The sequence below is a fragment of the Reyranella sp. genome, from assembly GCF_004297265.1.
Lineage (GTDB): Bacteria > Pseudomonadota > Alphaproteobacteria > Reyranellales > Reyranellaceae > Reyranella.
In genome coordinates, this window is record NZ_SCUT01000024.1 from 124,420 (window position 1) to 138,323 (window position 13,904).

At 67.9% G+C, this 13,904-nt stretch carries 12 protein-coding genes; 6 read left to right on the forward strand and 6 right to left on the reverse strand.

Features of this window, described 5'->3' with window-relative positions; translation table 11 throughout:
- The first annotated feature begins 5 nt into the window (after positions 1-5).
- From EPO41_RS09465 to EPO41_RS09475, 3 genes are read left to right on the forward strand one after another with little or no spacing between them, the layout of a single operon-like run.
- Positions 6-1,220 carry a CoA transferase gene (locus EPO41_RS09465; RefSeq protein WP_296323763.1) on the forward strand — a complete coding sequence of 405 codons (1,215 nt, stop codon included), beginning with the start codon at positions 6-8 and terminating at the stop codon, positions 1,218-1,220.
- Positions 1,207-2,385 carry a 3-hydroxybenzoate 6-monooxygenase gene (locus EPO41_RS09470; protein WP_296323765.1) on the forward strand — a complete coding sequence of 393 codons (1,179 nt, stop codon included), beginning with the start codon at positions 1,207-1,209 and terminating at the stop codon, positions 2,383-2,385. Before EPO41_RS09465 ends, EPO41_RS09470 begins: the two co-directional genes overlap by 14 nt.
- A 39-nt stretch (positions 2,386-2,424) precedes the next feature.
- The gene (locus EPO41_RS09475; protein WP_296323767.1) at positions 2,425-2,934 is read left to right on the forward strand and encodes an anthrone oxygenase family protein; all 510 of its coding nucleotides are present in this window, start codon (positions 2,425-2,427) and stop codon (positions 2,932-2,934) included.
- 23 nt (positions 2,935-2,957) lie between these two features.
- On the opposite strand, the gene alsS is transcribed toward EPO41_RS09475, so the two are convergent.
- Positions 2,958-4,616 (reverse strand): acetolactate synthase AlsS, encoded by a 1,659-nt coding sequence (gene alsS, locus EPO41_RS09480; RefSeq protein WP_296323769.1) that lies wholly within the window; start codon positions 4,614-4,616, stop codon positions 2,958-2,960.
- A gap of 125 nt (positions 4,617-4,741) precedes the next feature.
- Between alsS and budA the strand changes: the two genes are divergently transcribed.
- Both budA and panE read left to right on the forward strand, forming a co-directional pair.
- On the forward strand, positions 4,742-5,542 hold the full coding sequence (gene budA, locus EPO41_RS09485; protein WP_296323771.1) for an acetolactate decarboxylase: 801 nt from the start codon (positions 4,742-4,744) through the stop codon (positions 5,540-5,542).
- Between the two features lie 81 nt (positions 5,543-5,623).
- Positions 5,624-6,556 (forward strand): 2-dehydropantoate 2-reductase, encoded by a 933-nt coding sequence (gene panE / locus EPO41_RS09490; RefSeq protein WP_296323772.1) that lies wholly within the window; start codon positions 5,624-5,626, stop codon positions 6,554-6,556.
- Between the two features lie 36 nt (positions 6,557-6,592).
- Here the strand turns inward: panE and EPO41_RS09495 are convergent, their stop codons facing one another.
- Entirely contained in the window at positions 6,593-6,955 is a 363-nt protein-coding gene (locus EPO41_RS09495; protein WP_296323775.1) for a hypothetical protein, read from the reverse strand.
- A 262-nt stretch (positions 6,956-7,217) separates the two neighbouring features.
- On the opposite strand from EPO41_RS09495, the gene EPO41_RS09500 reads away from it, so the two are divergent.
- Positions 7,218-7,934, forward strand: a complete 717-nt coding sequence (locus EPO41_RS09500) for a retropepsin-like aspartic protease (protein ID WP_296323779.1) — start codon at positions 7,218-7,220, stop codon at positions 7,932-7,934.
- A 22-nt stretch (positions 7,935-7,956) separates the two neighbouring features.
- On the opposite strand, the gene EPO41_RS09505 is transcribed toward EPO41_RS09500, so the two are convergent.
- Genes EPO41_RS09505 through EPO41_RS09520 form a run of 4 tightly spaced genes read right to left on the reverse strand, consistent with a single transcriptional unit; the run spans position 7,957 to position 13,887 of the window.
- Entirely contained in the window at positions 7,957-8,919 is a 963-nt protein-coding gene (locus EPO41_RS09505) for a tripartite tricarboxylate transporter substrate binding protein (protein ID WP_296323782.1), read from the reverse strand.
- On the reverse strand, positions 8,883-10,664 hold the full coding sequence (locus EPO41_RS09510) for a hydantoinase B/oxoprolinase family protein (protein ID WP_296323785.1): 1,782 nt from the start codon (positions 10,662-10,664) through the stop codon (positions 8,883-8,885). The genes EPO41_RS09505 and EPO41_RS09510 overlap by 37 nt, the downstream gene beginning before the upstream one ends.
- Complete coding sequence (locus tag EPO41_RS09515; protein ID WP_296323787.1) at positions 10,661-12,751, reverse strand: hydantoinase/oxoprolinase family protein; 2,091 nt, start codon at positions 12,749-12,751, stop codon at positions 10,661-10,663. Before EPO41_RS09515 ends, EPO41_RS09510 begins: the two co-directional genes overlap by 4 nt.
- Positions 12,748-13,887 (reverse strand): CoA transferase, encoded by a 1,140-nt coding sequence (locus EPO41_RS09520; RefSeq protein WP_296323791.1) that lies wholly within the window; start codon positions 13,885-13,887, stop codon positions 12,748-12,750. Before EPO41_RS09520 ends, EPO41_RS09515 begins: the two co-directional genes overlap by 4 nt.
- Positions 13,888-13,904: the final 17 nt, after the last annotated feature.

Sequence of the window (13,904 nt, forward strand, 5' to 3'; positions counted from 1 at the left end):
CGTTCATGACAGGCATTCTTGCGGGCCTCCGCATCGTCGAGGGCTCGGCGTTCATCGCCGCGCCGCTGGGTGGCATGACGCTCGCCCAGATGGGTGCCGACGTGATCCGCTTCGACGACATCAAGGGCGGCCTCGACAATGAGCGCTGGCCGGTCACGGACAGCGGGCGGTCGATCTACTGGGCCGGCCTGAACAAGGGCAAACGCTCGATCGCCGTCGACCTGCGCAATCCCCGCGGCCGCGAACTGCTCACGGCGCTGATCACTGCACCGGGCGAGGGCGCCGGCATCTTCACGACCAACATGCCGGCCCGCGGCTGGCTCGCCTACGAGGAGCTGGCGAAGAAGCGTGCCGACCTGATCGCGCTCAACATCATCGGCGCGCGCGACGGTTCGGCCCATGTCGACTACACGGTGAACGCCATCACCGGATTTTCCATGGTCACCGGCCCGGTCGGTCATGAAGGTCCGGTGAACGCGGTCTGCCCGCCCTGGGATCTCGCCGCCGCCTATGCCGGCGCCCTGTCGCTGCTCGCCGCCGAGCGTCACCGCCGGATGACGGGGCAGGGGCAGAAGATCGTGTTGCCGCTGCAGGACATGGCGCTCGCGACCACCTCGGCGCTGGGCTACATCGGCGAAGCGGTGGTGAACGGCGTCGACCGGCCGCGCTTTGGCAACGAGATCTTCGGTACCTTCGGCCGCGACTTCCGCACGAAGGATGGCCGCTTCGTGATGATCTGCATCTTCTCGGACCGCCATGTCGACGCGCTGGCCGCCGCGGGCGGGTTCGCGGACGCCTTCAGGAAGATCGAGGCCGAGACGGGTGTCGACCTCAAGAGCGATGCCGGCCGCTGGAACGCCCGCCAGCAGCTCATCGCCGTGATCGAACCGTGGGTCGCGGCCCATGATGCGGCCGATGTCTCGGCTGCGCTCAAGAAGGCGGGTGCTCTCTGGGCGCCCTACCAGACGTTCCGCGAACTGGCCGCCGACAGGGCGAACGTGCTCGACAATCCAATGTTCACGATCCTCGATCAGCCGGGCATCGGCCGTTACCCCGTCGCCGCCTCGCCGATGCAGTTCGGCGCCGTGCCGCGCCAGCCACCGCAACCGGCGCCCGTCCTGGGCCAGCATACGGACGAGATCCTTTCGGGTATCCTCGGCCTGCCCGGGCACGAGATCGCCCGGTTGCACGACGACAAGGTCATCGGTGGCCCCCGATAGGATCCTCATCGCCGGCGGCGGCATTGGCGGACTGGCTGCGGCGCTGGCGCTCGCCCAGAAGGGCATCGCCTCGCAGGTGCTCGAGAAGGCGAGCCGCCTCGGCGAGATCGGCGCTGGCATCCAGCTGGGCCCCAACGCCTTCCACTGCTTCGACCGGCTCGGCGTCGGCGAGGCGGCGCGCAGCATGGCGGTCTATATCGACCAGCTGCGCCTGATGGATGCGCTGGCCGACGGCGAAATCTGCCACATCGATCTGGGCAACAAGTTCCGCGCCCGCTTCGGCAATCCCTATGCCGTCGTGCATCGCGGTGACCTGCACGGCGTATTCTTGAAAGGATGCGAAGATCATCCCCTGATCGAACTGCGCACCAATGCCGAGGTCACCGGCTATGATCAGGATGGCACGTCGGTCGCCGCCCGGCTTCGAACGGGCGAGACGGTGCGGGGCCGCGCCCTGATCGGCGCCGACGGGCTATGGTCGAACGTGCGGGCGCAGGTCACCAACGACGGGCCGCCGCGTGTCTCGGGACACACGACCTACCGCTCGGTGATCCCGACTGACCAGATGCCGGAGGATCTGCGCTGGAACGCTGCCACCCTATGGGCCGGGCCGAAGTGCCACATCGTTCACTACCCGTTGTCCGGCTGGAAGCTCTTCAACCTCGTTGTGACCTATCACAACCACGCGCCCGAACCCGTCGCCGGCCGGCCGGTCGAGACGGAAGAGGTGCGCAAGGGCTTCGCGCATGTCTGCGAACGGGCGCGGAACATCATAGGCTGTGGCCGGAACTGGCACATGTGGGTTCTCTGTGACCGCGATCCGGTCGACCGTTGGGTCGATGGGCGGGTGGCGCTGCTCGGAGACGCTGCACACCCCATGCTGCAGTACATGTCACAGGGAGGCTGCATGGCGATGGAGGATGCCGTCTGCCTCGCCGATTCGCTATCCCGCAGCGATTCCATCGAGGCAGGTCTCGTCACCTATCGCGACCGCCGCGTCCTGCGCACCGCAAGAACACAGCTGATGTCCCGCGCCATGGGCGATCACGTCTATCATCCGGCCGGCCCGCACGCGGCCTTGCGCAACGCGATGATGGGCGCTCGGACGCAGGATCAGTGGCTCGACTCTCTGGAGTGGCTTTACGGCGGCAACGGCCTCGGCTAGGGCTTCAGCTTCGTAGGGTGGGTCAGCGGAGTTTCAGGGATGCGCCACGTCTTCTTCGTCCTCGCCTTGCTGTGCACCGCGCTGAACGCGGGCATCTTCTATTCCTTCTCCACCATAGTCATGCCAGGCCTCGATCTCGGTGGCGCCATGTCGGCAGTGAATTCGATGCACGGCATCAACACCATCGTGCGCAGTCCGCTCTTTGCCGTCGTCTTTTTCGGCGCCTTGGTTCTGCCGCTGCTGGCGGCACTCGGCGCCCGCTCGGCGGGGCATCGCGGCGCGTCACGTCTTGCCGCCCTCGCGGCGCTGATCTACGCCGCCGCCGTGATCGGCGTCACCCTGCAGGTCAACGTGCCGTTGAACGAGACGCTCGCCACCGTGGCGGGCGCCGATGCCAATGCCGCGAGCTACTGGAAGGACTTCTCGGTGCCATGGGCGTCGTGGAACCACGTCCGCTCGCTCGGGGCGATCCTGGCCTTCCTCTGCCTGCTCGGCGCTTGGGCGGTCGACCTCACGTCGGCCGGCCGCCGGTCCTACGGCCTGCGCTGAAGGCGGGCCGTGGCTCGACGGCGTCAGATGATGACGTCCTCGTGCATCGCGGCCATCAGGCCGGGATTGTCGCGATAGTCGACATGGACGCCGACCAGCACCGGCCCTTCCATTGCCATCGCCTTGCGCAGGGTCGGTCCGACTTCGTCGGCATCCCTGATCATGAGTCCCTGCGCGCCCATCGACTCGGCGAACTTGACGAGGTCGACCGGGCCGAAATGCACGCCTGAATCGCGGCCGTAGGCTGCGACCTGCTGGATGCCGACCATGTTGTAGCTGCCATCGATCCAGACGACGTGCACGAAGTTGCACTTGAGGCGCACCGCCGTCTCCAGCTCGACGGCGGAAAACAGGAAGCCGCCGTCACCGGAGATGGAGATCACCTTGCGACCGGGCTCCGCCAGGCAGGCCGCGATGCCCCAGGGCAGGGCGACGCCAAGGGTCTGCTGCCCGTTGCTGATCAGGATCTGCCGCGGCCGGTGGCTGATCAAATGCCGCGCCATCCAGATGTGGAACGAGCCCATGTCGGAGCAGAGCGTCACGTCCTCGTCGATCAGCGTCTGCAGTTCATGTACCAGCCGCAGCGGATGGACCGGCGCGCCGTTGCGCTTCGCCGCTTCTGCGGCGACCGTCGTGCGCTCGTTATGGATCTCGGCCAGCAAGGCCGACTGCGTCGGGTGTTCCTTTGGCCTCAGCAGCGCCGAGAGCGCGCGCAATGTGGCGGCGCTGTCGCCCATCAACTCGATATCGGGGCGGTAGCATTGGTCGTAGTCGGCCGGGATGCAGTCGATATGGATCAGCTTGCGCTTGCGCCCGGCGTTCCAGAGTCCCGGATCGTATTCCACCGGATCGAATCCGATCGTGATCACGACGTCCGCCTGGTCGAGCAGCCGGTCGGCCGGCTGGTTATGGAACAGCCCGACCCGGCCGCCGAAGCAGTCGAGCCGGTCGCGCGGCACCACGCCCGCGGCCTGATAGGTGCCGGCGACCGCCAGCCGGGTCCGGGCGAGCAGCACGCGCACCGCTTCGGCTACGGGACCCTGGCTCGCCAGCATGCCCAGCAGCACCACCGGGCGTTCGGCGGCGTCGATCATTCTGGCGGCTTCGGCGATCGCGTCGCTGTTGGCGGCCCCCAGCTGCGGCACCACTGCCGGCGTCAAGACGGGCCCGGGCGCAGATGCCTTCATCACGTCCTTCGGCAGGCCAAGAAAGGCCGTGCCCGGCCGGCCGGACTCGGCGGCGCGAAACGCTGATGCAATGGCCTCGGAAATGGCCGACGGGGAGTCGATCTCGGCAGCGTACTTGGTGACCGGCCGCAGCAGCGCCACCGTGTCCATGCTCTGGTGCGCCTGCTTCAGCCGGTCGGCGATCGGCACGGCGCCGCCCAGCGCCACCACGGGATCACCCTCGGTGTTGGCGGTGGCTAGGCCGGTGGCCAAATTGGAGACGCCGGGACCCGAGGTCACGAGCACCACGCCGGCCTTGCCGGTGAGGCGGCCGAGGCCGCCCGCGATGAAGGTCGCATTCTGCTCGTGCCGGCAGACGACCAGCTTGATCCTCGACTCGACCAGCGCGTCGAACACGGGATCGATCTTGGCGCCGGGAATGCCGAAGATGTACTCGACACCCTGGGCCTCGAGGTTCCGCACCAGAAGGTGTGCGCCGTTCTTCGGGTCGCTCATCGTGTCGCTCCGCTCTCGATTCCAGGCTGCGTCCGGGTGATCATGCCCGTCCGGGCAGCCCTTGTCGCCCGCGGAGGAAGGAAGGCGCAATGCCGAGGTTGACGACCGAAGTGTATCAATCGCTCATGGACGCGCTTGTGGCGCACTGCGAGAAGACTGGCGAGCCGCTGCGCCATTTCGTGTCGAGAGCATTGTCCGACGCGCTGGGCCTCGATCATTCGACCCTGTTCCAGGTCTCGACCACGGGTGCGCTGGTGCAGGGCGTCTATAACAAGGCTGTCACAGTCGGAGGTCTCAGGCCGCACGGCGACTTCGGCCTCGGCACATTCGAGGGGCTCGACGGCGAGATGGTCGTGCTCGACGGCGCGTTCTACCAGGCCCATGCCGACGGCAGCATCACTTCGCCGTCCGACAGTGCGTCCGTGCCGTTCGCGACGCTGACGAACTTTCATCCCCAGCACCGGGGCAGGATCGAGAACATCGAGTCCATGTCGTCGCTCATCGCGGCGCTCGACAGGCTGCGGCGCTCGGACAATCTTTTCTTTGCCGTGCGCCTCGACGGTCATTTCGACGAGGTCTACTGGCGGGTCGCCTGCAAGGTCGAGGCGGGCGTGCACCTCGACAAGGCGACCGACGCGCAGGCCGAGTTCCGACAACAGAACGTCAGGGGGACGATGCTGGGCTTCTGGACGCCGGCCTATTCACGCACGATCGGCGTGGCAGGATGGCACCTGCATTTCCTGACCAAGGATCGTAAGAGCGGCGGTCATGTCCTGGGCGCGAAGGCAGCGTCGCTCGACGTCGAGGTCCACGACCTCGACAACCTCCACCTTGCGATTCCCGAGACGGCCGAGTTCCTACATGCCGACTTGACGCAGGACCCCGCGGCCGCGCTCGAAAAGGCCGAGATGGCAAAGGATCGCTAGGCCAATACCGAGGAATTGTCGCGCGAAGCCGGCCGCCACCTTCCCTAAGGTCGGCCGTATCGAAGCCTGAGGGATCTGGACATGCGTATTCTCGTGGTCGGTGCCGGCGCGATCGGCGGCTATTTCGGCGCGCGCCTGCTGGCGGCCGGGAGTGACGTCACCTTCCTGGTGCGGCCGGGCCGTGCGGCGCAACTCGCGAAGACCGGCCTGATCGTGAAGAGCAAGCTGGGAGATCTCGCCCTGCCGCCGCCGCCCATGGTCACCGCGGACAAGCTGACCGGCCACTACGACCTCGTCCTGCTGAGCTGCAAGGCCTTCGACCTCGACAATGCGATGGACTCTTTCGCCGCCGCCGTCGGGCCGAGCACGGCGATCCTGCCGCTGCTCAACGGCATGAGTCATCTCGACTCGCTGGTGGCGCGCTTCGGCGAGAAGGCGGTACTGGGCGGCCAGTGCGCCATCTCGCTGGTGCTCGATCCCGAAGGGCGGGTGCTGCATCTGAACGATGGCGGCACGATCTCCTTCGGTGAACGGTCGGGGCCGCGCACACCGCGCATCGACGCCATCGCCGAGGCCTTTGCCGCCGCCGGGATGCAGGGCGGCCCGAGCGACGCGATCCTCCAGGAAATGTGGGAGAAGTGGGTGTTCATCTCGACCGCCGCCGGCATCACCTGCCTGATGCGCGCGGCGGTGGGCGACATCGTGGCGGCAGGAGCGACTGACCGGACCCTGTCCCTGTTCGATGAAATCTCGTCCATCGCCGCGTCGCAGGGCTTCGCGCCGAGACCGGCGTCCGTGCAGCGCGGCAAGACCATGCTCACGAGCGCGGGCTCGCCGTTCACCGCCTCGATGCTGCGCGACGTCGAAAGCGGCCGGCCCATCGAAGCGGATCACATGCTGGGCGACCTGCTGAAGCGCAGCGGCGGGACGGACGGTTTCCCGATGCTGCGGTTGGCCTACGCTCATCTGAAGGCCTACGAGGCCCGCCGGACTCGAACCCAGATCAAGCCGTAGGAGTGGCGACGGCTGGTGGGCCGGCGTCCCTTTTGCTCAGGTCTTGGGTGTAGGCGGGTTCGCCAGGATTTCGGCGCAGGCGCGCGCCACGTCGGAATCGGCGTCCTTGGCGCCCGGCATCGTGGCGAAGCCGCTCTTGGCGATCACGTTGCCGCGGTCCCAGGTGCTGGCCTTGCCGAGTTCGGCAATCTTTACGGCAGCATCGCTCTGGCGGCTGAAGCGGTCGACGCAGATCGGCGCCAGGGCGACGACGACGGCGTCGCGAACCGCCGCAGCAGACTCCTTGCGCGCGGTTCCGCCGGTGACCCAGCCGCCCCAGGTGAAGCCGACGGCCATGGTGAGGACGGCGCCGCCGACGGCGCTCCAGATCAGGGTGGAGATGTTCTTTGGCATTTCCATGTGAAGTCTTTCCGGGGCCGTGCGGCCCCTGTCAGCTCGGCGCGCGCAGGATTGCACAGCCGGCATTCGACAGAACGAGGAAGCTCGAGAACGAGACCGGCAACTCGGGCCGGTCCAGATGCGGTCGCCTCGGTACGCGGGCGGGAGCACACACATCTCTCAGCCATCGCAGGCCGACCATTTGGTGGGCGATGGTATAGACTTCGTACAGGTTGAGCGCGGGAGTGTCCAACCGGCTGCAATCCTGATCGGGGCGGAAGCGATGAGATCGACCCACTTCCTGGCGACGCTTGCCGCGACGCTGCTCTTGGAAGCTGTGTCACTGCAGGCGCAGCCACAGGAGGCGCCGCAGTTCATCGCCCAATGGCAGAGGAGCAATGCCGCCTGCCGAGCGCCGACCACACCCGCCCTCGAAGCGATCGCCGCTTGCGAGCAGCGAGACACCTATTCAAAGCTGCTGTCGGCCTCGAACTATTGCTACGGGCCTGTCGAAGGGGCGTCTCCGGGCTGGACACCCTGCGGTGGCGATCCCGCGTCGGGCAAGCCGAGCGCCAAGGCGCTCTCAGACGCGGCGCTGGCGAGGGCGACGGAGCGATTCCAGAGGATGGGCGGCGTGTTCGTCCTGCCGGCCACCGTGAACGGCACCTCGACGGCATACTTCATCGTCGATTCCGGCGCGGCCAACGTCCAGATCCCAGAGGAACTCGCCGAGGAGCTGAAGCGCAACGGCACGCTCACCGAGGCCGATTCGCTCGGGCAGCGGCGCTTCACCCTGGCCGACGGCAGCGGCCTTCAGCAGCGCATGGTGCGCCTGCGGTCGATCAGGATCGGCGAGCGCACGATGGAGAACGTCATGGCCTCCGTCAGTCCAGCGCGCAGCCGCTCCCTGCTTGGGCAGAGCTTCCTGCGCCGCCTCAGCTCCTGGAAGATCGACAATGTGAGGAACTCGATCGAGTTCGAGTTCACCGGCTCGTTCTAGACTGCGCGCTCCGGGCCAGCCGTCAGGTCGGCGCCGGGATTTTCGCTTCCTTGATGACCTTGCGCCAGCGCACGGTCTCGTCGGCCAAGCGCTTCACATAGGCTTCGGAGGTGCCGCCGGTCGGGATGAAGCCGAGCGACATGAGTTTCTCGCGCACCGCCTCGACCTTCAGCGCGGCATTCACCGCCGCGTTGAGCTGCTGGATGGTCTCCGGCGGCGTGCCGGCCGTCGTCGCCACGCCGAAATAGACGGCGGCCTCCAGCTCCGGGAGCCCAAGTTCGCTCGCCACCGGCACGGTCGGGATGTTGGCAACGCGGCTCTTGGCGCCGCACAGCAGGCCGCGCATCGTGCCGGCACGGATCTGCGCATCCACCGGCGTTGTCACGTCGACGAAGGCGGGTACGTGGCCGGCGACCGCATCGCGCAGCGCCTCGGCGGCGGCCTTGTAGGGAATGTGCTGCAGCTTGCCACCGGTGCGCGTGGCGATCACCTCGCCCCAGAGGTGCGGCAGGCCGCCGGTGCTCGAGGTCGAGTAGTGCACGGGGCCGGGCTGCGCCTTCACCCACTCGATGAATTCTGGGAAGGTCTTTGCCGGGTTGTTCGCATTGACCGCGAGCACGCAGGGGATGTCGGCGAGCTGCGACACCGGCGCGAGGTCCTTCTGCGGGTCGATCTGCATCGGAATGTCGAAGGCCGGCAGGAGCGCCGCCGTGGTGGTCAGCACCATCAGGCTGGTGCCGTCAGGCTTGCTCTTGGCGACGTTCACCATCCCGACCATCGTGCCGCCGCCCGGTCGGTTCTCGACCACGATCGTCTTGCCCGTGTCGGCCGACATGCGCTCGGCCAGGACGCGGCCGGCCGTGTCGGTCGAGCCACCGGGACCGTAGGGCACGACGAGGCGGATCTGCCCGCTCTGCCCGAAGGCGATCGAAGGCAGCGCGAGCGCGGCTACGGAGCCTGCGACGAAGGAGCGGCGGTTGACCATGATGTTTCTTCCCTGAGTTGATTGGTTCTTTTCTTGTCGACGCTTCTACCATCGGCGGCGATTGCCACCGCATAGTCATTTTCCGCGCGTTCCGCACTCACGATTCCGTCGCGCACGTCGCGCAGCACCCGCTCCGGATCGCGCGTTCTGGGATCGCCGTAGCCGCCGCCGCCTGGCGACAGCGCGTGGTAGGTGGCCACGCCATGGCGTTCCACGCCGTATTTCGGCGCCTGGATGCGCTTGCCGTCGGCCAGCGTGAGAATGACCTCGCCGCCGGCACCGGCCCGGCCGCCCGCGACACCGAAGCTCGACGGCGCGCCCGCGCCCTCGCCGCGGAAGGCATAGTCGGCCGGGGTGAAGATCTCGACCTCGTAGTCGCAACCGGCACCACCGCGGAAACGGCCGGCCCCGGCGGTGTCGCAGCGCAGCTCCTGGCGACGGAAACGGGCCGGATAGAGCTGCTCGTAGGTTTCGAGGTTCGGCAGCGTGAGGCCGCCCAGGGTGATGAGATGGCCGATCAGATGGAAGCCATCGCGACCTTCGACGCCACCACCGGCCGGCGCACCGGCCCATTGGTACATGACGTAGCGTCCGCCCCCTCCATCCTTGTCGTCGCGCAGGCCCGCCGTGACGGCGTGCACTGCCTTCGACCAGCCGGCCGAGGCGCGTTCGGGCATGGCCTGGGCCAGCGCCTTCCACATCGCGTGAATGATCTCGTGGGCCACGAACACCGTGTTCATGGTCATCGGCGCCGGCATGCGCGCATTCACCAAGGTGCCCTCGGGCAGGCGGATCTCGACGCTGCGGAACGCGCCTTCGTTCTTGGGCAGGTCGGGCTCGAAGAACGAAGCCAGCGACATGAACACTGCCGAGGTCGAGTTGGCGATCGAGCTGTTCTTGAAGCCGCGCACCTGCGGCGAGGTGCCGGCGAAATCGACGACCAGCTTGCGGTCCTTCACCGTGATCATGACGGCGATCTTCGCGTCGATCGGCTCGAAGCAGTCGTTGTCGACCGGCTCCTCGCCCTTCCACACGCCCTGCTGCAGGCGGTCGATGCAGGTCTGGAAGCGTCGGTCGGCATGGTCGAGCACACCCTCGAAGAACTCGTCGGCGCGATCGACACCCAGCTCCTCGACCAGCAGCGCGAGTCGCTCGGCGCCGATGCGCGTCGAGCCGATCATGGCGCGCAGGTCGCCGTCGAGCGCCTCGGGCAGGCGTGTGTTCAGCATCAGCAGACGCCAAAGATCCTCGCGCACTTTGCCGGCTTCGATCAGCTTGAGCACCGGCAGGCGGATGCCCTCGTGGAAGATCTCGGTCGCCGCCGAATTGTAGGTGCCGGCCGCGCCGCCGCCGATATCGGCCTGGTGGGCCCGGTTGCAGGCGAACGCCACCAACTTGCCAGCGACGAACACCGGCCGCGTGATCACCCAGTCGGGCAGGTGGTTGCCGCCCGCCGTGTAGGGATCGTTCAGCAAGAACACGTCCTCCGGCGCAATGTCTCCCTTGAAGTCGCGCAGGATGGCGCGCACCGCGAAGCCGCCGCCGCCGGTATGGATGGGGATGCCGTCGGCTTGGCTGATCAGGGTGCCGCGCGCATCGGCGATGAAGCAGGAGAAGTCGTGGCTCTGGCTGAAGATCGGCGAGCGCGCGGTGCGCGTCATCACCCAGCCCATCTGGTGCGAGATATGGTCGAGCCGATTCTGCACCAGCGCGAGGGTGACGGGATCGAGAGTGGCGGTGCTCATGCGGCGGCTCCGACATGCACGAGGAAATCGTCGCGTTCGTCGACTTCGAGCAGGTCGTTGGGGCCGACGAAGGCAGTCGTCGTGCGCTCCTCGACCAGCAGCGGGCCATTGAGGCGGCAGCCGGGACGCAGGTCGGCGCCGTCGTAGATCGGCACGTCGAGCCAGCCGGTCGCCGGATCGATCCAGACCTTGCGTGTCTCGCGCGGCTTGGGCGCATCGGTCTGCGGTGAGCGCGCCGCGGGCGGTGTCCAGTCCAGCCGGCCGCGGCCCACGACCCTCAGCGCGGTGATGTCGATGCGGCCGCCCGGCTGGATATGGCCGAACAGACGCTGATGCTCGGCTTCGAAAGCCTGGCGGGCCGCGGCGGCATCGAAGCCCGAGGCGGATAGCGGCGCACGGACCGGCCATTGCTGGCCGTCGTAGCGCAGGTCGAGCTGGCGCTCGATCACGACCTCGTCGGCGCCGAACCCGTCACGGGCCAGCGCCTCTCTCGCGCGCGCTTCGAGCTGGGCGAAGCCTGCTTCCAGAGTCGTGGTCTCGACCTTGTCGAGATCGGCCAGGAAAACCTGCAGGTAATCCTGCCGCACATCGGACTGCAGCATGCCCATGGCGCAGAAGGCGCCGGCGGCGCGCGGCAGCAGGGCGCGGCGGCTGCCGAGCGCGCGGGCGACGGCGGTACCGTGCATCGGTCCGGCACCGCCCGCGGCGACCAGCGTGAAGGTCGCGGGATTGTGGCCGCGCTCGATGCTGAGTCGCTCGACGGCATGCAGGAGGTTCTGCTCCAGCAGCCGGATGACGCCCGCAGCCGCGTCCTCGACCGAGAGTCCGAGCGGCTTGGCGAGTTTGGTTTCGATAGCCTTGCGCGCGAGTGCCGCGTCGAGCGTGACCGCACCGCCGGCCAGCGGGCCGGGACGCAGCCGGCCCAGCACGAGCTGAGCGTCGGTGACGGTCGGGTTCTCGCCGCCCAGCCCATACGCGGCGGGACCGGGCCGTGCGCCGGCGCCCTGCGGGCCGGCATGCAGGAGGCCGGCATCGTCGACCCAGGCGACGGTTCCGCCGCCCGCACCGACCGTGTGGATCTCCACCGAAGGCGTCGTGAGGTGATAGCCGTCGATGGTGAGTTCGTCGGTGACCGGCACGTCGCCGCGCGCCATCACCATCACGTCGCAACTCGTGCCGCCGATCTCCATCGAGATCAGGTTGGCTTTCTCGCCCGGCGCCGCACAGCCCTTGAGCGCGCCGACGCCGGCCGCCGGGCCGGACAGGACCAGCATGACCGGCCGTGCCGCCACCTGGTCGACCGACACCGCGCCGCCATTGCTCTGCAGGAGCAGCAGCGAACGCGGCAGGCCGAACTGGCGCAGCTGCTCGTCGAGGGCGCGCAGGTAGCTCGTCACCTTGGGCGCCACATAGGCGTTCACGACGGCGGTAGAACCGCGCTCGTACTCGCCCATGGTCGGCATGACCTCGCTCGACAGCGAGACCCACTTGCCGTTCCAGGACTTGGCGAGCTGGCCGCCGACCGCGCGCTCGTGGGCGCCGTCGAGGAAGGAGTTGAACAGGCAGACCGCGACCGACTCGACGCCTTCCTCGGCGAAGACCTTCGCGGCGGCGTCGACGTCTTCCGCTCGAATTGGCGTCAGCTCGGTGCCGTCGGCGGCGATGCGGCCGCGCACCGGCAGGCGCAGGTAACGCGGCACCAGCACCTGCGGGAAGGGAGCGCGATGGTCCCACTGGTTCTCGCGGATGCCGCGGCGGATCTCGAGCGAATCGCGGAAGCCCTCGGTCGTCAGCAGGCCGACCTTGGCACCCTTCTTCTCGAGGATCGTGTTGGTCGCCACCGTCGAGCCGTGCACGAACAGGGCGCAGTCGCGCAGCAGCGCTGTCAGTGTGATGTCGAGCTGCTGGGCCGCCAGCCGCAGCACGCCCAGCACACCTTCGCTGGGGTCGGCCGGGACGGAGGGCGACTTGAAGATGCGCACGGCGCCGGCGGCATCGCGCAGCACCATGTCGGTGAAGGTACCGCCCACGTCGACGCCGATGCGCCAGGGGGCAACGAGGGCGGCAGACGGGGCGGGGGGCGTCACTTCGGCAGGCTTCCCAGCACTTCGTCGGTATGTTCACCCAGCGCCGGCGCGGAGCGCGGCGAATGCGGCCGCACATGGTCGAAGGAGATCGGCAGGCCGACCACCTTGGGTCCGCCGGGCAATTGCTGGATGAGCTTCGAGGCTTCCATCTGCTCGGTGCGCGCCAGCTCGCCGATATCGTTCACGGCGGCGCAGGGCACGCCGGCCTTCTCCATGGCGTCCAGCCATTCGGCGCGCGGCCGGGCCTTCAGAGCCTCGGCGATCATCGGCAGCAGCTCGGCTTTGTGGGCAACCCGCTGCGCGCTCCTGGCGAACTTCGGATCGGTCGCCCATTCGTCATGGCCCAGCACCTTGGCGCAGCGCGCCCACAGCCGGTCGTTGCCAGGGGCCAGGCAGATCGGATGGTCGGCCGTGTCGAAGGTCTGGTAGGGCACGATCACCGGACTGCCGGTGCCGTGCCGCTGGGAGACGGTGCCGTTGGCGATGTAGCTGTTCACCTGACCCTCGACCCAATGCACGGCCGAGTCGAAGAGCGAGGTGTCGACGAGGCAGCCCTTGCCGGTCTTGTCGCGCAGCCGCAGCGCGGCCAGCGCACCGATGGTGCAGAACATGCCGGTCGCCTTGTCGTTGATCGAGGCGCCGCAGAAGGTCGGCGGATCCTCCGGCCGGCCGGTCACGCTCATCATGCCGCCATAGGCCTGCAGCAGCGGATCGAAGGCCGGCTTCATGCGCAGCGGGCCCTGGTAGCCAAAGGCCCAGATCGAGCAGTAGATGAGGCGCGGATGGCGCGCGAGCATCGTCTCGGGCCCGATGCCGACCTCGTCGACCACGCCGGGCCGCAGGTTCTGGATCAGGATGTCAGCCGTCTCGCAAAGCCCGTGGAGCTTCTCGATGTCTTCAGCGAGCTTCAGGTCGAGCACGACCGAGCGCTTGTTGCGGTTCTGCGAATAGAAGTAGAGCGAGGTCTTGCCGTCGGGGCCGAACGGAGGGCCCCAGATGCGGGCATCGTCGCCGCCGTCCGGCTTCTCGATCTTGATGACGTCGGCGCCCATGTCGGCCAGCAGCACGCCGGCCAGCGGACCGGCCAGCGCCTGGCCCACTTCGATGACGCGAACCCCTTCGAGCGGTAGTGTCACTTTCAATCCTCTTCCCG